A 17789-nucleotide genomic window follows, 5' to 3' on the forward strand; every position below is an offset into this window, starting at 1 on the left:
ACTCAAGCAGTATCGAGCGATTGCAACGCGCTACGACAAGCGTGCGGTTAACTTTCTCGGTGCGATTCACCTCGCTGCTACGGTCATCTGGTTGAATTGATGACACGCCCTAGAATTAATTAGAAAATTAGTCATCCTAATGTCACATTAATGTTAGCAAAGATTTACTTTTTCAACATTCAAATTTACCATGAAAGCTAATCTGAAAGAATTTTTAGAATCCTGCGAAAATTTAGGAACACTGCGTCTGATTGTGACCAGCAGTGCTGCTGTTTTGGAAGTACGCAGTCCGCTGAAAAAGGTGTTTTATGCAGAATTACCTAAAGGTAAGTACGCTAATATGCACGCCGACATATTCGAGTTTCATCTGAATATGGATGCTATCAAGCAGGTAAAATTTGAGACAGGCGAATCAAAACGCGGTAACTTTACTACCTATGCTATTCGCTTTTTGGATGAAAAAAATGAACCCGCCTTGAGCGCATTTCTCCAGTGGGGAAAACCAGGAGAATACGAACCAGGACAAGTAGAAGCATGGCAGTCTCTTCAGGAGAAATATGGAGAAGTTTGGGAACCAGTACCCGTTGATTCGGTGTAGTAAACATGCTTGAAAACCCGGTAAATTGAGAATATTTCTGTGTTTAAAAGCTATCTAAACCTACAAACAAACCCACGTTTACCGTGATGCAACGAGTCTTTTGGAGTTGTTTCCTAATTTTGGGGTTGCTGCTATGGGGAGGGGAAGCGCAGGCGGGGGTTTTAGCTGACCGTTTGGCGCAGTTTCCTCACTGGGACAGTAAACCACTCGTCAGCGCCGCGAAGGGTGACCTAGTTTATCCTGACTGGATGGAAGGTACTTGGAACGTCACCAGTACATTAGTGGATTTAGTGGCACCCTTAGCGCCAGAAATTGTGACGCCAGGGTTTGAAAGCAATCGTCGCCAGCTGAATCAGCCTGTTAGTTTCCCAGTGCGATTCAAAAATCAAGACGCGATAGCTGTCTCTACAAAAGGCAAAAATCATCTGGTAGTGGCAGATCGGGCGTTTAATGGGTTGAGTATCGGGAAGGCATATTTAGGCGATCGCGCGATCCTCTCGGTCAAAGTCGATCCCAATTCTCCCAATCGTCAGGTGACTTTACTGCGAGGCGATCGCCAGCTAGTCTCAATTGTCACGAGTCGAGGCACCGAAACACTCGCCCCAGATCGATTTATTGCCACAGAAGTGTCTCAGCAAGTCTTTCGCGGCACCCCTCAGCCGTATTTCAATACAGTGGAAACCACAACTGCTTATCACCGGATTCACTCATCCATCGAAGCCGATCAAGTAACAGCAATTTACCTCTCGCCTCAAGATCCAGACTATTTCAAAGCTGTCGATCGACCCGTCGCACTTTATCGCTATCAACTACAACTTTTGCCCGTTCAATAGCCAAACGCGATAAATGGCGTCTCTACGTGACTTCAGATCGGGGTGCATGGGTAGACGGCTCCACAAGCAAGCTAGACAATTGCTTGCCTAATCTAGCCCTACTTCTTTGCTTTCGAGAAGTCCGCACCTTATATAAAGTAAAAAACCGTGGGAGTTGGAGTTCCACGGCTTCTGAAGGAGTCTTATCTTAAAACAATCTTATTCGGCAGGAACTTATAGAAAAGGGCTGGTAACAGTTTTTGTAACCGAGTTGCCCCAGCGAGTAGAAGCTACGGCTATATAGACAAAACCCGGATGGTGCGCGGGTTTTAATTTCATCAGTCCGTGACGGAGGACTGAGTTTATATAGCTGCAATTTTTAATTGCCAAGGCAAGGTGTTCCCAGAATTTACATCCGTTCCACATAACGCTTCAACTCCCGCGCCATCCGCTTGATGCCTTGCTGCTCATCATCCCGAATGAAGGGCATAAATACACGAGTCAGCACCCCTGAGAACGTGTTGCGGTGGAAGTATTTAGTCCGTCCAATACCAATCTCTTGCAACTCAAAGACATACTCATTCTTAAAGCCAGGAATCGAGGAAACCCAAGCGAGGCAAAGTCCAGACTGCACTCTAGTAATCAACGGCTGAAACTCTGTTTCCTCCTCACCCGGTACGCGCCGCACAGAGAGTAAAACTTCTTCCCCCTGCTTAAATGGCACCGTTGGATCGAGGTCAAATAAAAAAGTGTTCCACTTGTACCACTTTTCTTTTTTCAACAGAACCTGCCAAACTTCCTGCTTAGGAGCATTAATTTCAATTTCGGTATAGAGACTCGCCATTATCGCGGCAGCTAATCCGGTAGTGTAACTGGGTACAATTGGAAACTTGCAGCTCCTTTAGGCTAGGAGCGAACAATTTTGGATTTTGGAGGAAAGGATTTTAGATTCCCAATCCAAAATCTATCATCTTAAATCTAAAATCCTTAGTCAGCATGGTCAACCTAACACCCAACTCTAGCTTCAGTTTAACGATTCGCCTCCAGATTCCCAATCGCACTGGGATGTTAGCAAGCATCACCACCGCGATCGCTAGTGTCGGCGGTAACATCGGTCAAATTAGTTTAATCGAGCGGACTCGCAATATCGTGGTGCGAGAAATCACCGTCGATGCCGCCAGTACCGAACACACCGAACAAATTGTGCAAGCCGTGAAAGGGTTGCCAGATGTCAAGGTGATAGATGTCTACGACTGCACCTTTAACTTGCACCGCGGCGGCAAAATCGCGATGCAGAGTAAGATTCCGCTGAAAAGTCAAGCCGATTTAGCAATGGCTTACACTCCCGGCGTCGGTCGCATCTGTATGGCGATCGCATCTGACCCGGAACAGGTTCACACTCTCACGATTAAACAAAACACGGTTGCGATTGTTACCGATGGCAGTGCTGTACTAGGATTGGGCAACTTGGGCGCAGCCGCATCGTTGCCGGTGATGGAAGGCAAAGCGATGTTATTTAAAGAATTTGCCGGGATTGATGCCTTTCCGATTTGCCTGGATACCCAAGATACAGATGAAATTATCCGCACGGTAAAAAATCTTGCCCCAGTCTTTGGCGGCGTTAACTTGGAAGATATTGCTGCCCCTCGTTGTTTTGAGATTGAAGCGCGACTGCGGCAGGAACTCGATATTCCTGTGTTTCACGACGATCAACATGGCACCGCAATTGTTAGCCTTGCCGCATTGATTAACGCCCTCAAATTAGTGAAAAAATCCTTAGCGGATGTCCGAATTGTGATTAATGGGGCGGGTGCTGCTGGGGTTGCGATCGCTCGTTTGCTCAAGAAAGCGGGTGCCCAATCCATCTGGATGTGCGATTCTAAAGGCATTCTCTCCAGCCAACGCACCGACCTCACCCCGGAAAAGCAAGAATTTGCTGTCGAAGCCAGCGGTAACTTGGCAGATGCCATGCAACAATCTGATGTCTTCTTAGGCGTCAGTGCGCCTGGAGTTGTAACGCCGGAAATGGTGCGTTCGATGGCAAAAGATCCGATTGTCTTTGCAATGGCGAATCCTATTCCTGAAATTCAGCCGGAATTAGTCACAGAAGATGTCGCGGTCATGGCAACCGGACGCAGCGACTACCCGAATCAAATTAACAATGTCCTCGCCTTCCCTGGCGTTTTTCGCGGGGCGCTCGATTGTCGTGCAGAGACCATTACCACCACGATGTATCTAGAAGCCGCTTACGCGATCGCTTCTTTAGTCAAACCCTCCGACCTCGACCGGGAAAACATCATTCCCTCCGTGTTCGACCCGCGCGTTGTCAATGCCGTCGCCGGTGCCGTGCAAGCCGCCGCCCGTCAAGAAGGCATCGCCCGCCACTAAGCGAGAAAAGCAGCTGGTTCCAGGCGCAATCGTATCGCGTCTGGAACCGGAAAGTGGGGAAGCGACCAACAATCGACTCCCCATTTTCATCTTTGAAATAGTTTGCTCTACAGATAGAGTTTCAATTTTCTAGATATTGGAAGAATAAGGGGGAATACTGCGTTCTTGCTAGGGAATAATGAGCTTTAGTTTCTTTGACCTCTTCTGGGTATTTCTGGCTGTCAGCTCGATCTTGCCCGCCTTCCAACAACGCCGCTTGGCTTTTCAGCGAGTGCAAGCCTTGCGGAATTTCGAGCGATCGCGCAATAGTCGAGTGATTTTGCTAATTCACCGGCAAGAATCGATTAGTTTCTTAGGAATTCCCATCTCGCGCTACATTAGCATTGAAGATTCAGAACAGGTGCTACGGGCAATTCGCCTCACACCTCCCGAAGTTCCCATCGATCTAATCTTGCATACCCCAGGTGGTTTAGTGCTAGCAACCGAGCAGATTGCTCGAGCGTTAATTCGCCACCCTTCCAAAGTCACCGTGTTTGTACCCCACTACGCCATGAGCGGCGGCACCATGTTAGCTTTAGCATCTGATGAAATCGTCATGGATGCCAACGCTGTCTTAGGGCCAGTCGATCCCCAGTTGGGAAATATGGCAGCGGCGAGTGTCCTCAAAGTCATCGAACAGAAGCCAATTAGCGAAATCGACGACAACACGATCATCATGGCAGACCTCTCGCGCAAAGCGATGGATCAGGTACAGCGCTTTGTCCGAACCCTCTTGAAAGACAATATTCCCCAACCGAAAATTGCTCCCGAAAACATCGAACGGATTGTGGACGCTATCACTACAGGGCGCGTCACCCATGACTATCCGATTACGGTCGAAGAAGCCACAGAACTTGGTATGCCGATAACGGTAGGGCTGCCAATGTCAATCTATAACCTGATGGATTTCTATCCGCAGCCCCAAGGAGGACGTCCAAGCGTGCAGTACATTCCCATGCCCTACGAACGTCCCCCAGTTTTACCCCCAGCGCCTAAGGGCAGACCCATCCCAGAGAATGCTAAGTCTTAAGCTGTCCTGAGATTGAATTTTCCCAGGAGTTGAGGCTGCGATCATCGTCAGTAGTCAGTAGTCATAAGTCCTTCAAGTAATGACTCCTAACTACTGACCGATTATCCATTGCCAACTCAGCGCGATCGCTATGCGATTTAGACCCACAGCACCTTAAAGATTTATCAGCTTGAAGGCGATGGTTTTGGGCTGGGAGCCGGGGATGGACTTGGACTCGGCGTTGGTCTTGGCGATGGGCTAGGACTAGGACTTGGTCTTGGGGATGGCGATGGACTCGGACTCGGCGTTGGGGTGGCGCGGGGCGTTGGCGCGGGACTCGGTGTTGGCGATGGCGCTAGTGTTGGTTCTGGCGCTGATTGGGGTGTTGGTGTTGTCGCTGGCGCTGGCGATTGCTGTTCAAATCCGAGGATTCTTCTTGCTTCTTGGTCGAGTCTCTGACGAACTGGTAACGTAGCAATGCCAGTTACCGGCAAATTAAATTGTCTCTGAAACTGCCTGATAGCATCTTCAGTGCGCGGACCATAAAACTGGTTACGGGGAAGGGGCGGATTTGGCTTAACGACAAGATTCAAGTTTGCCTGAAGAATTCTAACGATATTTGCGGCATAATCCTGTGTCTTCGGCCCCGCTGTAGCATCAACAGGTGTTAGCTTATATCCCTGCTGAAACTCGCGGATAGCCCTTATCGTGGCTTCATCCGTCAGAGTATCTCCAATCGTGACGTTATACCCAAAGCCGCGCAACAAGGAACGAAATTCCCTTGGCGTGTAATCGCGGCTGCGTTCGGCTATAGCTACTTGATAACTAACTAAGCTGGCGGTTATGGTTATCACCGCAGCTAAAGGCATTCCAAACCTATTCCACATAGCTCAATCTCCTCACTCACTCACTGATTAAGCGCGATAGCGATTTGAACAGTTACAGTTTAAGCTGAATTGAGCATTCTACCGTTTATTTTTCGCAAGCGATCGCCATAACAGCTAATTGCGATCGCGTCGCGTGCGCTACCGGGTTCGACCTTTCAGCGTGCTGATATCCAATAGAATCCTTCTATTTTGAAGGCAACATCAGCAATTGGTGAACAATTAGTGGTATCAAATATGACTGAAGCTTCAGAGGGTCTGTCAAGCTGATAATTGGTAATTGAAAATTGTAATGGATGCTAGCTAGGTAGTAGGTAGCAGCTTTTTCGCCATTCCCTTTTTTTCCATTACCGATTCCCGATTACCAATTACCTCATCTTCCTTTCCATGTCACCTCAAAAATTGGCAAAGACTCCCCAATCCCGCCGGAACTTGTGGTTTGAACGTGTGATGGCACTTTTGGCAGTGGCTAACTTGGGCTTAGTGCTGTTCGACTTAACTTACATTCCGCTGCGCGATTTCTACCTGCGGGAATTTCGCAGCATTACCCGAATCTATGACCCCATCAAAGGCATTGAACCCCATCGAGAAACACAGCAGTACCTAGAGACAGTAGAAAAACTCAAAGCACAGCTGCAACAGACAGAAGGATTGCAGTCGCCAGAGGTGGCAACTTTACTGGAGGAACTGCGCCAACAAAGTGTGGAAATGATTGAGACAAACCCGTTTGCAGAGGCGAATAAGACAGGGACTCTGGAAAAAATCAAAAATCGGATGCGTCAGCGCGTTGGCAACGACTCTGCCAAACAATCTTTTAGCACCTTTTGGAGTCTGCCTTATTTATCCCAAGCTGGCGTGGAAAAAGAAATTACCTTTTATAACCAAGAAATTCAGCCTTTGATGGCAAGAAATTATTTTCGCCCAGTTGGGGAAACAGGTAATTTCGTTGACTACTTCTGGAAAATCGATCTCTGGTTTATCATTCCCTTTGGCATTGAGTTTCTGCTTCGTACCTACTATATCCACCGACGTCACCATAGTCTCACTTGGCTCGAAGCAATGATGTGGCGCTGGTATGATATTTTCTTGCTGCTACCTTTTTGGCGGTGGCTGCGCGTCATTTCAGTTTTCATGCGCCTACACCAAGCACAATTATTAAACTTAGAATCAATACGGGTACAAATTAACCGAGGATTTGCGGCAAACTTTGCAGAAGAATTGGCAGAAGTCATTGTGATCCGGGTAATCAACCAGCTACAAGGGTCGATTCGCGGCGGAGAACTGACTCGGTGGTTATCAGGACGGGAGGCTCGTCCTTATGTTGACATCAACAATGTAAATGAAGTGGAAGCGATCGCTACCTTATTGATGAAAGTAACTGTCAATCAAGTGTTACCAAAAATTCAGCCAGATTTAGAGGCAATTCTACAGCACAACATTGAAAAAATTCTCAGCCAATCTCCCCTCTATCGGGGAGTCCAGCAAGTACCTGGAGTGGGTACTATCCCCACACAGATAACTGAAAAATTGGTCAAAGAAATCTCACTTGCAGCCTACAACACCCTCACCGCCTCTCTGGAAGACGATCCGGTTGGCGCAGAACTTTCCAAACATCTGATAGAACACTTCACTGAAGCCTTAGGATCGGAGGTGCAAAGACAGCAGACTGCTCAGAAAATTCAATCTTTACTTTTCGATATGTTGGAGGAAATGAAACTCAACTACGTCCAACGCTTGTCCGAGCAAGATTTGGAGCAAGTGTTAGAAGAAACACGGGCGATCCGTCAGATTGTCAAGCAATAATTTGAATTTGTATGTCAATTGCTGATATCCATCTCTAACTTGAACTCCTTATTTAGGATTCAAATTTAGTCTTGGCTTGTGCTAGGAGAAGACCGAGACTGTTGAGCTTGAATACGAAGATGTTTGAACAGTAGTATTGGCATCTGGGAAGGATTATTTATTTAGTAAACTACCTGCCACAAATTTTGATAGATTGTCGCAAAAACGCCAAATTCCCGATAGATAAGGAGTGTCATAACCAATTTTTCAGACATTCTCTACCAATCTCAATTTCTAGCATTCTTTCATAGATGTTTCTAGAGAGTTTCCGATCGCGATCGCGCCGCCACCCAGAAGAAAAATTGTTCTTCTACAGAGTCTTCATCCCGCGCTTGCACGCGCCTACGTTAATAATCCTCAGTCCAATTTTCCTAGCCCTTCAGGCACCGAGCATCGGTGCCTATCTCTTTTTTCTTATCTTCCCTCAGCGCTCGGTTGACGACTCGCCACTGGCATACCGCTTGAGTTAAACTCAAAGTTAGGAAGGCGAATCCATCAGGATTCGTCCAGAGACTTCTTGGAATATAGTGTTCGCAGGAAGTGGGGCAGCACCCACTTTTTTTATTGGAGTTTTCCAATGACTCATCCCCTGATTCCACAAATTATTGATTTAGCAGCGCCAGTGGCAGAAGCCTTGGACTTGGAAGTAGTCGGGGCGGTTTTTCACACCAACCAACGCCCACCCGTGCTACGCGTGGACATCCGGAATTGCAACGCTGACACAGGGCTGGATGACTGCGAACGAATGAGTCGGGCATTGGAGGCTGCTTTGGATGCAGCGGATTTCATTCCTGATGCCTATGTCCTGGAAATTTCTAGTCCCGGTATTTCGCGTCAGTTGACGACAGATCGGGAATTCATCTCCTTCAAGGGATTTCCCGTAATTGTCACCACATCCGAACCCTACGAAGGTCAGCAAGAGTGGACAGGGCAACTGATTCGTCGGGATGAAGAGGGTGTTTACCTCAACCAGAAAGGTCGAGCGATCGCCATTCCCCGCCAAATGGTCAGCCGAGTGCAGCTGGATGAAAAACGGTAATTGAGCTGTCAGCTTAGTAGTTAGTCCTCAGTGGTTCGCAAGGAAGTTGCCTCTTGACCACTGACCGATTACCAATTACCAGTTACCAATTACCAATAGCAATTAGCGAGGTTTTTTTATGTCAATGGTTAGTCTACGCGGACTTAAAGAGCTAATCGATAAAATTAGTGTAGAGCGCAATTTACCCAAAAGTGCCGTACAAGCAGCCCTACGAGAAGCTTTATTGAAAGGATACGAGCGATATCGTCGTACCCAGAACCTCGACAAGCATCATTTTGATGAAGAGTACTTTCAAAACTTTGAAGTCGAACTCGACCTAGAACAAGAAGGAGAAGAAGGCTTCCGCGTTTTGGCGACCAAGACCATCGTTGAAAAGGTGAGTAGTGGCGATCATGAAATTGGTCTAGAAGAAGTGCAGAAAGTCGCGCCTGAAGCAGCGATTGGCGACACGGTGGTTTTAGATGTAACCCCCGATCAAACTGAGTTCGGTCGCATGGCAGCAATTCAGACCAAGCAAGTGCTATCGCAAAAACTGCGAGATCAGCAGCGCAAACTCGTCGCAGAAGAGTTCCAAGAACTGGAAGGAACCGTTTTGCAGGCGCGGGTACTGAGATTTGAGCGGCAATCCGTGATTTTAGCTGTCAGTAGTGGGTTTAGTCAGCCAGAAGTAGAAGCCGACTTACCGAAACGGGAACAGCTACCCAACGATAATTACCGTGCCAATGCAACCTTCAAGGTATTTCTCAAAAAAGTACGCGAAGGCCCAGCGCGGGGGCCACAATTGCTAGTGTCTAGAGCTGCCGCAGGTTTAGTCGTTTATCTCTTTGCCAACGAAGTCCCAGAGATTGAGGATGAGGTGGTGCGGATTGTAGCAGTGGCGCGGGAAGCAAATCCTCCGTCTCGTCACGTTGGCCCGCGAACTAAAATCGCGGTCGATACCCTGGAGCGCGATGTGGACCCCGTCGGAGCTTGTATTGGTGCCAGAGGATCGCGGATTCAAGTGGTAGTGAATGAATTACGTGGCGAAAAAATTGATGTAATTCGTTGGTCGCCCGACCCATCTACTTATATTTCCAATGCTCTCTCGCCCGCACGAGTGGATGAGGTGCGTCTGATTAACCCAGATGCTCGTCAGGCTCATGTTTTGGTGGCGGAGGATCAACTAAGTTTGGCGATTGGTAAAGAAGGTCAGAATGTCCGTCTAGCAGCCCGTCTGACTGGTTGGAAAATTGATATTAAAGATATTGCCAAGTACGATTACGAAGCGGAATCTCGGAACATGGCAGCGATCGCAGCCGCTCGGCAAGCCCAGGAGGAAGCTGAGTATGACGATGCAGACGATGAACTCGAAGAACTGGAAAGATCCGCAGCCGTTCCTAGCTGGCAGCAGGACAGTGATGATTTTGATGATGTAGAGGTAGATGAGGTAGAAACCACGGAAGTTTAGATTTGAGATTAAATCTTCAATCCAAAATCTACACTCCCCATTGCTTGAGATGGAACCAAACTACCGCCGTTGTGTGAGTTGCCGCCAAGTCGCGCCAAAATCGGCGTTTTGGCGAATTGTCAGAGTCTATCCGTCCCAGCAGTTACAATTAGATCGGGGGATGGGGCGATCTGCCTATCTTTGTCCCCAAGAAAGTTGTCTGGTAGCAGCTCAAAAAAAAAATAGGCTGGGCAGAGTGCTCAAAGTACCTGTTCCAGAAGCACTGTACCAAACCCTGTGGCAGCGCCTAGCTACTAAACTTGAAGGCTGCGATCGCTCCTTGTCAAGAAGCGAATCCAGCCCTCAAGAACGTTGCCTCCCATCCGCATCAGACCTAAAACAGCCGTCCGAATGAGATATTGTAGGAAAGAAGCCCAAAAAAAGCGACGTGCCCCAAATTGTAAAGATTTGTGCAAAATTAGAAATAGAAGTGTTTCACTATCCTTAGGGATAGGGAATTTACTTGGTGATAAACAGACTTCCCATAAGTAGCTTGGATATCATTAGTAGAAGTATAGGCAGCAAGTTAAAGCTTCACACCCATTAGGCAGTAAGCAAATGATCAACAAGTTGTCGTTCAAGCAGATGGTTATGGTGTAAAAACTGGTAGGATTCGAGGGGAAAGACTGGATGAACAACGGCAAAGTAAGAATTTACGAGTTATCGCGGGAATTGGATTTGGAGAATAAGGATATTCTAGGAATTTGTGAGCGGCTCAATATTGCAGTCAAGAGCCACAGCAGCACAATAACTGAATCGGAGGCGGAGAGTATTCGCTCGGCGGCAGAAAAACAAGCAGCAGCCCGACCAGCTTCACGTGCGCGGGCTCCAATGGATCAACGTAAAACAGCATCGCCAGCCGCTCAATCGGTGCGACCCCGGCTAGAAAACAAGCCGCAAATTCTGGAGATTCGTCAGCATAAATCTGGGTCTGGTTCTAACGCACCACAACAGCCGGGAGAACAGGTTGCGATTCCTCCCCAACCACCAGTAAGACAGCAGACGCCATCACCCATGAAGCCGACAAGTCTGAATAAACCAGTGCGTCCTAGCCAGCGGGATAATCCTCCTGTAGTAGAAGTAGTAGAAGCAGAAAAACTACAGGTAGACCCAGTAGAGGCTCCTCCTATTCCAGCTCCGAAAGCTGTTGAACCAGCTCCCCATCTGGTTGAACCTCCCATGCGACAAGCAGGGGAGCGTCCTGGGCCAAGTAATGTGGAGCGGCCTGTATTAAAACGTGCCAAGGTAGAAACACCTATTAGCTCTCCCGTCAGCGCGCCCCAAAGAGTAGGACCAGCGAGCGGGGCACCCGAAAGAACTAACGCCTCGGCTCCTCCTGCCCCCGTCAGAACGGAGCGACCTGCCCCCCCAGCTCCACCCCGAGTTCCAGAACTGCACTCGCCCCCCCAAAGGCCGGTGCGACCATCCATGCCCGTTGGTAGACGCCCAGGCGGTGCTGGTGACACGCAACTAGAACCGGGTTCCAGTCGCTCGAAGCTACTACGGGACGAAAATGATGAAGGTTTGGGAACGCCCGATACTCTGGGAGAAGAGGCAAGAAAACCGAATCCCCCCCGTCTCGTTGGTCCCAATAAGCGAAAACCTGAGTGGGAAGATGAGGAAGAAGAAAACCCAGATAAAGCAGGCAAGGCAGGTGCTAAAGCCAAGCGTCGGGTTCAACCCCTCATTGATGACGACGAAGACTTTGACACGGATTTAGAGGAATTGCCAGCAGCATTACAGGTGAGTCTATCTGTAGCTCGTCCTCCCAAGCAGCAGAAAGCTCGTCCAGCCAGCCCAGTCGTGGTGGCAGCGGAAAGAGAGAAGCGGAAGCCTCAAATGCAGCGCGGCGAAGGGCAAAGCAACGATCGCGATCGCCGTCGCGAACCTGCTGCTAAAGCAGAACGTCCGGAAAATCTGGTGTTAACGGGCAGTATGACCGTTCAAGAACTGGCTACGGCCTTAGCAGTTCAGGAAACAGAGATTATCAAAACTCTGTTCTTTAAAGGCTTTGCGATCAATATCACCCAAACCCTAGATATCCCAACCATCACAATGGTGGCGAAAGAACTGGGCGTAGAAGTGGAGACGCAAGAAGAACAAGCTGCGGCGACAAAAGTAACGGAGATGGTGACAGAGGAAGACCTCGATCACCTGCAACGCCGTCCGCCAGTGGTGACGATTATGGGTCACGTAGACCACGGGAAAACAACTCTGCTCGATTCCATCCGCAAAACCAAGGTAGCGCAGGGAGAAGCTGGGGGAATTACTCAGCACATTGGTGCCTACCATGTGGATGTGGAATATGAAGGAAAAACTCAGCAAGTTGTGTTCCTGGACACTCCCGGTCACGAAGCCTTTACAGCAATGCGGGCGAGGGGAACGCGAGTCACCGACATCGCTATTCTGGTAGTTGCCGCCGATGATGGCGTCCAACCTCAGACAATTGAAGCAATTAGCCACGCGAAAGCCGCTGAGGTGCCAATTGTTGTGGCGATCAACAAAGTTGATAAACCGGATGCCCAGCAAGACCGCGTGAAGCAAGAGTTGACCCAGTACGGTCTGCAACCCGAAGAATGGGGCGGCGATACCATCATGGTTCCCGTGAGCGCCATCAAAGGGGAAAACTTGGATACCCTGCTGGAAATGATTTTGATCCAGGCCGAAGTTTTAGAACTCTCTGCAAACCCAGACCGCGCAGCTAAGGGTACGGTAATTGAAGCCAATCTAGATAAGTCGAGAGGCCCAGTTGCTACCTTGCTGGTGCAAAATGGTACGTTGCGAGTTGGTGATGTCCTGGTAGTTGGCTCAGTATTGGGCAAAGTCCGGGCGATGATCGACGACCGGGGAGATCGGGTAACGGCAGCGGCACCATCGTTCGCGGTGGAAGTGTTGGGCTTGAGCGATGTCCCAGCGGCTGGCGATGAGTTTGAAGTCTATCCAAACGAAAAAGAAGGTCGCGCGATCGCAAGTGTCAGAGCCGACGAGCAACGCCAGTCACGCCTGCAACAGGTCATGGCATCCCGCCGAGTCACTTTGAATACCCTCTCAGCTCAAGCGCAGGAAGGCGATCTCAAAGAACTCAACTTGATTCTGAAGGCAGACGTTCAAGGTTCCGTAGAAGCTCTTCTGGGCGCGCTCGGACAGCTGCCACAAAATGAGGTACAAGTTCGGGTGCTGTTAGCGGCTCCTGGAGAAGTCACCGAGACAGACGTTGACTTAGCGGCTGCCAGTGGCGCTGTAATTGTTGGATTTAATACCACCCTTGCCAGTGGTGCGCGGCAAGCAGCGGATCAAGCAGGAGTCGATGTGCGCGAATACAACATCATCTACAAACTGTTAGATGATATTCAAGGCGCAATGGAAGGTCTGCTAGAACCGGAGCAGGTGGAAGAGCCTCTGGGTCAAGTCGAAGTCCGGGCTGTCTTCCCAGTCGGTCGTGGCTCCGTCGCTGGTTGCTATGTGCTGTCGGGTAAAGTGGTTCGTAACTGCCGAGTGCGGGTACGCCGCAACAGTCAGATAGTTCATGATGGCGTCTTAGATTCCCTCAAGCGGATGAAGGAAGATGCCAAGGAAGTCAATGCTGGATACGAATGCGGCATCGGAGTCGATCGTTTCAATGCCTGGGTAGAAGGCGACATTATCGAAGCTTACCAAATGGTAAGCAAGCGCCGTACTCTCTCGCCAAATTAAGGCAAAACTCAAAAGGCAAAAGTCAAAAGAAAGAAAAAAGGAAATAATCTCCTTTGCCTTTCTTCTGACTTTTGCCTTTTATTTTGCTTTTTGCCTTTTTACTACTTGTAATATGCGCTCTTTTTGGTTGGAACCGTTCTTGTGGATTCATCTTGCTGGTCTGGCGACAGTTCCCATTTGGTTGGAACTATGCTGGCTGGGTTTGGCAGTTGGCGATCCCGTGTTGCCGGTGTGGTTGGAACTTTTTTTGGTTGCCACTATAGGTATTGCACCCATACTGTGGATGCAGTTGAGCCGTCCTTTTAACATTTTTAGCATCCTGGCAGTGGCCTTGAAGCCAAGTCAACTGACGCTTAACCAGCGACGCCTGTTGTCACAGTTCAAGTCACCTACAAACCAATTAGTAGCCGTTCTAGCAGCTGGTTTCATGCTGTGGGTATTGTGGCTAATCTATCAGGCAGCGCCGCTAGCGGCAACTGTTACACCGCTTCCCCCGGAGTGGCGGTTTGCTGGACTGCTAGTAGCGGCACTGGCATTTCTGGCAAGCAATTTGTTCTTGCAGATACCACTGAGCGTGGCGCGAGTCCTTTTGACTAATGAAGCAGCATTTTCTGCTACGCAACCCTGTTCAGCAGAAGAAATTCCGCAACAATTTACAATTCCGGGACTACAGGTCAATCAAATCTTACCTTCGGAAATTTCCGAGACATCTGCGATATCACCCAACTCTGTAAAACCAATAAATGCAGGAATAGAAGCCCCAGCGTCCTCCGACTAATCTAAAAAAGAGATTTTTCTTCAAGGTTCTTGGTTTTTCAGCACATGGGTGTCTATGTAGAAAAGCTTTCAGCAACTGGCGTACCCCAAAAAGTTTTGGCTGGTTGACTAGCGAGATGTTACTGACAGCACAAATCCCCCCAACCTAACTGCGTTATCCTAAGAATAGACATAGAAATTTGTTAAATAGTCATCAGCGGGCAGTCAATTTTAAAGATTAGATTTAGAGATTAGATTTTAGAGTGGGTTGTCAATCCATAATCTAAAATCAAAATCTAAAATAGAATTGCTGAAGGCTGATAGCTGAAAACTCCTTGTTCCCTTAATTTAAGGTGCATATGATCAGGTTTCCTGCTTCATCAACCAGCCAATTCTCCGGCAATACCAAAATCTGGGAAAGCCTCAAACAAGCGATCGCATCCAGTTCTGGGTTTCAGCGCTGGGAGATAGAACACCCGTTGGATAACGACCGCCTTCAGGAGTTCAACCTTGATTATCGGGTTCGCCGGTATCTGCGCGAAACCCTAGAAACTCTTGCTTATTAGTCATTAGTCATTCGTTCGGTAGCCAAGAACGAATGACTAACGACCCATCACTACTGACCAATTCTGATTAAATCACTTAGATTGGGCAATCCCTGTCCCAATCGCTTGAGTTTGCCAAAAACCTCAGCAAGGCGATCGCCCTCCACATGAACTTCTGAGGTTGGGTAATTTTCTAAAATTTCAATCAAGGTAATCTGATTGTCTGGAAGCGCTGAACTCATCACAGCTCCTCGCAAAGACTGAATGTTTGCGCCATTTCCGGGAGTATGAACCACGTCACTGACTTGACCCAAGACTAATTCCCCAATCTGGTTATTGAGTACCCGATCTAAAATGAGGGCATTCACCTTAACTTCTTGCGTTAGGGTTTTTCGCAAATCCTCAGGTTTTCTTCCTGCCATAGCCAAATAAGCACGTAGCGCTGGCGAAAGTTCACCCGTTTCAGCAAAAGTTGTGAGTTCGGGAACAGATACCGATTCCCTTAGAAAGCGGTACTTCAGCACGACTGTATTGGCAGCATCCGCACGAGAGGGGCTAAACAAAATACCCGTAGCGGCGGCTAAAGAGAACACGAAAGGTAGCGATCGCAGCAGTAGAGAGCGCATAAGGAACCTGAAAACAGCTTAGAGATAGCACAACTGTGCTATCTCTACTTTGACGATACTGGATGCCGATGGGTTGCATCCTCCTGCTCAAGTAACAACTGCTTTTGAATCATCCCTCTCGCCTGGATTAGCCTAAGCCAACGCTCTTAAATTTATAAAACCTCAGCCCTATGAGCATTTCAGGGTTTACATCGCCTGAATTTTCTTTGCAGGGGCAAGTTGCCATGTTGGGAACTGATAATATTCGCAACTTGTCATCAAACGTAATTGTGAATATTAATATTAGCGACGCAAGTGCATACACCAAGTATGTATAGCTTCCAGCGTAAAAAAATATCCCAATTGGTGAGTCTCTAAGTTACTAAATCGTACAGTTAATAATGCACATCAAAAGCATCAAACGTATGACACCCCAGGGTTTTCCCGATCGTTTCTCCCATTCTTCTAGCATCCGTTTCGCCAAACGTTTCGCTGGTGTCGTACCCGTCCGGGCGTCCCTGCTAAGCGCTTTGTTACTTTGGTCTGGCGGGGTCATGGCACTTCCTGCGGCTGCCCTTACCCCGCCATCAACGCAGATAGCTCAACTTCCTGCAAGCGCGAACGTTGTCTACGTCAACCAATCCACGGGCAACGATACTGCCAGTGCTGGCACCAGTGAAAACACACCCTATCGCACTATCACCTACGCCCTCCAGCAAGCCCGCTCTGGCACAGTCGTACAATTAGCTCCAGGTTCCTACACGGCTGATACGGGTGAAGTTTTCCCCCTCCTTGTCAAACAAGGCGTCATTTTGCGCGGCGATGAGCAAAGCAAAGGGCAGACTGTAGCGATTATTGGCGGCGGCGGCTATGTTAGTCCTACCTTTTCCGGTCAGAACATTGCAATACGAGCAGAAAAAGACAGTGAAATCAGAGGATTGACCATCACCAACCCAAATCGTCGGGGAACTGGACTGTGGATTGAATCTACCAATGCAACAGTCAGCAACAACACCTTTTCGAGCAACGACCGAGAAGGAGTTTTCGTCACCGGGACAGCTACCCCCAAAATTGAAAGCAATATCTTTACCAGAAATAAGGGGAATGGCATTTCAGTCGCTAAGACAGCGCAAGGAGAAGTCCGCAACAATCTGTTTCAAGAGACGGGGAATGGGATTGTCCTAACTGAGACGGCATCGCCTTTGCTCGCAGACAACCGCATTGTCCAAAACGTTGATGGAATCGTCGCCTCCAACTCCGCTGCCCCAGTCCTGCGTAACAACATTATTGAGGCAAACACGCGGTATGGAGTCGTAGCAAGCGGAGATGCCCAGCCCAATTTAGGGACTCAAGAGAATCCTGGGCAAAATCGGATTCGCAACAATGTTCGTTTCGATGTTGCCAACCTAACGCGCACGAATACTATCATCGCGGTCGGCAACGATATTGATTCTAAGAAGATTTCCGGGCGCGTGGATTTTGTGGCGACGTCGATACCTAGCGGTGGTTTTGCCGATGTTCAAGGGAACTGGGCGCAAGCCTATATCGAAGCTTTAGTTGCTAAAGATGTAATTGCTGGTTTCCCTGATGGGACTTTCCGCCCCAACGAACCTGTCACCCGCGCTCAGTTTGCCGCGATTATCAACAAGGCTTTTTCACCAGCACAGATACAGCCTGGGATTAATTTTGTCGATGTCAAAACTAATTATTGGGCTTATCAAGCGATTCAAAGCGCTTACCGGGGAGGCTTTTTGTCTGGGTATCCGGGTCAAGTTTTTAGAGCCGAACAGCGCATTCCCAGAGTGCAGGTTTTAGTTTCTTTAGCGAGTGGTTTGAAGTTGCGCTCTGAGGATACAAATGTGCTGTCTGTTTACAACGATGCCACCCAGATTCCTAGCTGGGCCAGCACAGCGATCGCAGGCGCAACTCAGAAACAGCTGGTGGTGAATTATCCGACGCTGACTCAGCTCAATCCCAGCCGTGACGCCACTAGGGCTGAAGTCGCCGCTTTTGTCTATCAGGCACTGGTGAATGCCGGTCGTGCTGAGGCGATTTCTTCACCTTATCTAGTCAAGGCTCCATAATCGCGACTC

17 protein-coding genes and 1 pseudogene are annotated in these 17789 nt (G+C 48.7%); 15 read left to right on the forward strand and 3 right to left on the reverse strand.

Annotated elements, in window-relative coordinates; all coding sequences use genetic code 11:
- The 3 genes and pseudogenes from NDA06_RS05940 to NDA06_RS05950 all read left to right on the forward strand — a co-directional run.
- Positions 1 to 100: pseudogene (locus tag NDA06_RS05940) on the forward strand (IS5/IS1182 family transposase); the annotation flags it as partial.
- A 90-nt stretch (positions 101 to 190) separates the two neighbouring features.
- Positions 191 to 598 carry a ChuX/HutX family heme-like substrate-binding protein gene (locus NDA06_RS05945; RefSeq protein ID WP_190984526.1) on the forward strand — a complete coding sequence of 136 codons (408 nt, stop codon included), beginning with the start codon at positions 191 to 193 and terminating at the stop codon, positions 596 to 598.
- An 86-nt stretch (positions 599 to 684) separates the two neighbouring features.
- Positions 685 to 1431 carry a DUF6816 family protein gene (locus tag NDA06_RS05950; protein WP_190413362.1) on the forward strand — a complete coding sequence of 249 codons (747 nt, stop codon included), beginning with the start codon at positions 685 to 687 and terminating at the stop codon, positions 1429 to 1431.
- Positions 1432 to 1819: 388 nt separating this feature from the next.
- Here the strand turns inward: NDA06_RS05950 and NDA06_RS05955 are convergent, their stop codons facing one another.
- Positions 1820 to 2254 (reverse strand): SRPBCC domain-containing protein, encoded by a 435-nt coding sequence (locus NDA06_RS05955; RefSeq protein ID WP_190413358.1) that lies wholly within the window; start codon positions 2252 to 2254, stop codon positions 1820 to 1822.
- 152 nt (positions 2255 to 2406) lie between these two features.
- Here NDA06_RS05955 and NDA06_RS05960 point away from each other — a divergent pair, with 152 nt between their 5' ends.
- The gene (locus NDA06_RS05960) at positions 2407 to 3798 is read left to right on the forward strand and encodes a malic enzyme-like NAD(P)-binding protein (RefSeq protein ID WP_190529953.1); all 1392 of its coding nucleotides are present in this window, start codon (positions 2407 to 2409) and stop codon (positions 3796 to 3798) included.
- Positions 3799 to 3976: 178 nt separating this feature from the next.
- A complete protein-coding gene (locus tag NDA06_RS05965) occupies positions 3977 to 4867 on the forward strand; it encodes a hypothetical protein (RefSeq protein WP_190984525.1) in 891 nt (296 codons plus the stop codon).
- A 164-nt stretch (positions 4868 to 5031) separates the two neighbouring features.
- On the opposite strand, the gene NDA06_RS05970 is transcribed toward NDA06_RS05965, so the two are convergent.
- Positions 5032 to 5733 carry a peptidoglycan-binding protein gene (locus tag NDA06_RS05970; protein WP_190435587.1) on the reverse strand — a complete coding sequence of 234 codons (702 nt, stop codon included), beginning with the start codon at positions 5731 to 5733 and terminating at the stop codon, positions 5032 to 5034.
- Between the two features lie 384 nt (positions 5734 to 6117).
- On the opposite strand from NDA06_RS05970, the gene NDA06_RS05975 reads away from it, so the two are divergent.
- The 8 genes from NDA06_RS05975 to NDA06_RS06010 all read left to right on the forward strand — a co-directional run bounded on the left by NDA06_RS05975 (position 6118) and on the right by NDA06_RS06010 (position 15112).
- Positions 6118 to 7533, forward strand: a complete 1416-nt coding sequence (locus tag NDA06_RS05975; protein ID WP_190984524.1) for a hypothetical protein — start codon at positions 6118 to 6120, stop codon at positions 7531 to 7533.
- A 290-nt stretch (positions 7534 to 7823) separates the two neighbouring features.
- A complete protein-coding gene (locus tag NDA06_RS05980) occupies positions 7824 to 8042 on the forward strand; it encodes a hypothetical protein (protein ID WP_190413348.1) in 219 nt (72 codons plus the stop codon).
- Positions 8043 to 8149: 107 nt separating this feature from the next.
- Complete coding sequence (gene rimP, locus NDA06_RS05985; RefSeq protein ID WP_190413346.1) at positions 8150 to 8611, forward strand: ribosome maturation factor RimP; 462 nt, start codon at positions 8150 to 8152, stop codon at positions 8609 to 8611.
- A gap of 118 nt (positions 8612 to 8729) precedes the next feature.
- Entirely contained in the window at positions 8730 to 10058 is a 1329-nt protein-coding gene (gene nusA, locus NDA06_RS05990; RefSeq protein ID WP_190984523.1) for a transcription termination factor NusA, read from the forward strand.
- Between the two features lie 49 nt (positions 10059 to 10107).
- Positions 10108 to 10452: a YlxR family protein gene (locus tag NDA06_RS05995; protein ID WP_190427456.1), complete on the forward strand. Its 345-nt coding sequence runs from the start codon at positions 10108 to 10110 to the stop codon at positions 10450 to 10452.
- Between the two features lie 275 nt (positions 10453 to 10727).
- Positions 10728 to 13790, forward strand: coding sequence for a translation initiation factor IF-2 (infB, locus tag NDA06_RS06000; RefSeq protein WP_190984522.1), 3063 nt, complete (start codon positions 10728 to 10730; stop codon positions 13788 to 13790).
- 112 nt (positions 13791 to 13902) lie between these two features.
- Positions 13903 to 14568 carry a low-complexity tail membrane protein gene (locus NDA06_RS06005; protein ID WP_190984521.1) on the forward strand — a complete coding sequence of 222 codons (666 nt, stop codon included), beginning with the start codon at positions 13903 to 13905 and terminating at the stop codon, positions 14566 to 14568.
- Positions 14569 to 14905: 337 nt separating this feature from the next.
- Positions 14906 to 15112: a hypothetical protein gene (locus NDA06_RS06010; protein ID WP_190413336.1), complete on the forward strand. Its 207-nt coding sequence runs from the start codon at positions 14906 to 14908 to the stop codon at positions 15110 to 15112.
- Between the two features lie 50 nt (positions 15113 to 15162).
- Here the strand turns inward: NDA06_RS06010 and NDA06_RS06015 are convergent, their stop codons facing one another.
- On the reverse strand, positions 15163 to 15717 hold the full coding sequence (locus tag NDA06_RS06015) for an alpha/beta hydrolase (RefSeq protein WP_190984520.1): 555 nt from the start codon (positions 15715 to 15717) through the stop codon (positions 15163 to 15165).
- 170 nt (positions 15718 to 15887) lie between these two features.
- On the opposite strand from NDA06_RS06015, the gene NDA06_RS06020 reads away from it, so the two are divergent.
- Both NDA06_RS06020 and NDA06_RS06025 read left to right on the forward strand, forming a co-directional pair.
- Positions 15888 to 16034 carry a hypothetical protein gene (locus tag NDA06_RS06020; protein ID WP_190427467.1) on the forward strand — a complete coding sequence of 49 codons (147 nt, stop codon included), beginning with the start codon at positions 15888 to 15890 and terminating at the stop codon, positions 16032 to 16034.
- A gap of 87 nt (positions 16035 to 16121) precedes the next feature.
- A complete protein-coding gene (locus tag NDA06_RS06025; RefSeq protein WP_190984519.1) occupies positions 16122 to 17780 on the forward strand; it encodes a DUF1565 domain-containing protein in 1659 nt (552 codons plus the stop codon).
- The last annotated feature ends 9 nt before the right edge of the window (positions 17781 to 17789 follow it).

Source organism: Trichocoleus sp. ST-U1 (genome assembly GCF_039961835.1).
Lineage (GTDB): Bacteria > Cyanobacteriota > Cyanobacteriia > Cyanobacteriales > FACHB-T130 > FACHB-T130.

Bases quoted from the DNA above. Each gene is read 5' to 3' on its own strand.
- rimP (WP_190413346.1), top strand. From the start codon at position 8,150: ATGACTCATCCCCTGATTCCACAAATTATTGATTTAGCAGCGCCAGTG.
- NDA06_RS06010 (WP_190413336.1), top strand. From the start codon at position 14,906: ATGATCAGGTTTCCTGCTTCATCAACCAGCCAATTCTCCGGCAATACC.
- NDA06_RS06005 (WP_190984521.1), top strand. From the start codon at position 13,903: ATGCGCTCTTTTTGGTTGGAACCGTTCTTGTGGATTCATCTTGCTGGT.
- NDA06_RS05945 (WP_190984526.1), top strand. From the start codon at position 191: ATGAAAGCTAATCTGAAAGAATTTTTAGAATCCTGCGAAAATTTAGGA.
- infB (WP_190984522.1), top strand. From the start codon at position 10,728: ATGAACAACGGCAAAGTAAGAATTTACGAGTTATCGCGGGAATTGGAT.
- NDA06_RS05955 (WP_190413358.1), bottom strand. From the start codon at position 2,254: ATGGCGAGTCTCTATACCGAAATTGAAATTAATGCTCCTAAGCAGGAA.
- NDA06_RS05950 (WP_190413362.1), top strand. From the start codon at position 685: ATGCAACGAGTCTTTTGGAGTTGTTTCCTAATTTTGGGGTTGCTGCTA.
- NDA06_RS05975 (WP_190984524.1), top strand. From the start codon at position 6,118: ATGTCACCTCAAAAATTGGCAAAGACTCCCCAATCCCGCCGGAACTTG.
- NDA06_RS05980 (WP_190413348.1), top strand. From the start codon at position 7,824: ATGTTTCTAGAGAGTTTCCGATCGCGATCGCGCCGCCACCCAGAAGAA.
- NDA06_RS05995 (WP_190427456.1), top strand. From the start codon at position 10,108: ATGGAACCAAACTACCGCCGTTGTGTGAGTTGCCGCCAAGTCGCGCCA.
- NDA06_RS05970 (WP_190435587.1), bottom strand. From the start codon at position 5,733: ATGTGGAATAGGTTTGGAATGCCTTTAGCTGCGGTGATAACCATAACC.
- NDA06_RS06025 (WP_190984519.1), top strand. From the start codon at position 16,122: ATGACACCCCAGGGTTTTCCCGATCGTTTCTCCCATTCTTCTAGCATC.
- NDA06_RS05960 (WP_190529953.1), top strand. From the start codon at position 2,407: ATGGTCAACCTAACACCCAACTCTAGCTTCAGTTTAACGATTCGCCTC.
- NDA06_RS05965 (WP_190984525.1), top strand. From the start codon at position 3,977: ATGAGCTTTAGTTTCTTTGACCTCTTCTGGGTATTTCTGGCTGTCAGC.
- nusA (WP_190984523.1), top strand. From the start codon at position 8,730: ATGTCAATGGTTAGTCTACGCGGACTTAAAGAGCTAATCGATAAAATT.
- NDA06_RS06015 (WP_190984520.1), bottom strand. From the start codon at position 15,717: ATGCGCTCTCTACTGCTGCGATCGCTACCTTTCGTGTTCTCTTTAGCC.
- NDA06_RS06020 (WP_190427467.1), top strand. From the start codon at position 15,888: ATGAGCATTTCAGGGTTTACATCGCCTGAATTTTCTTTGCAGGGGCAA.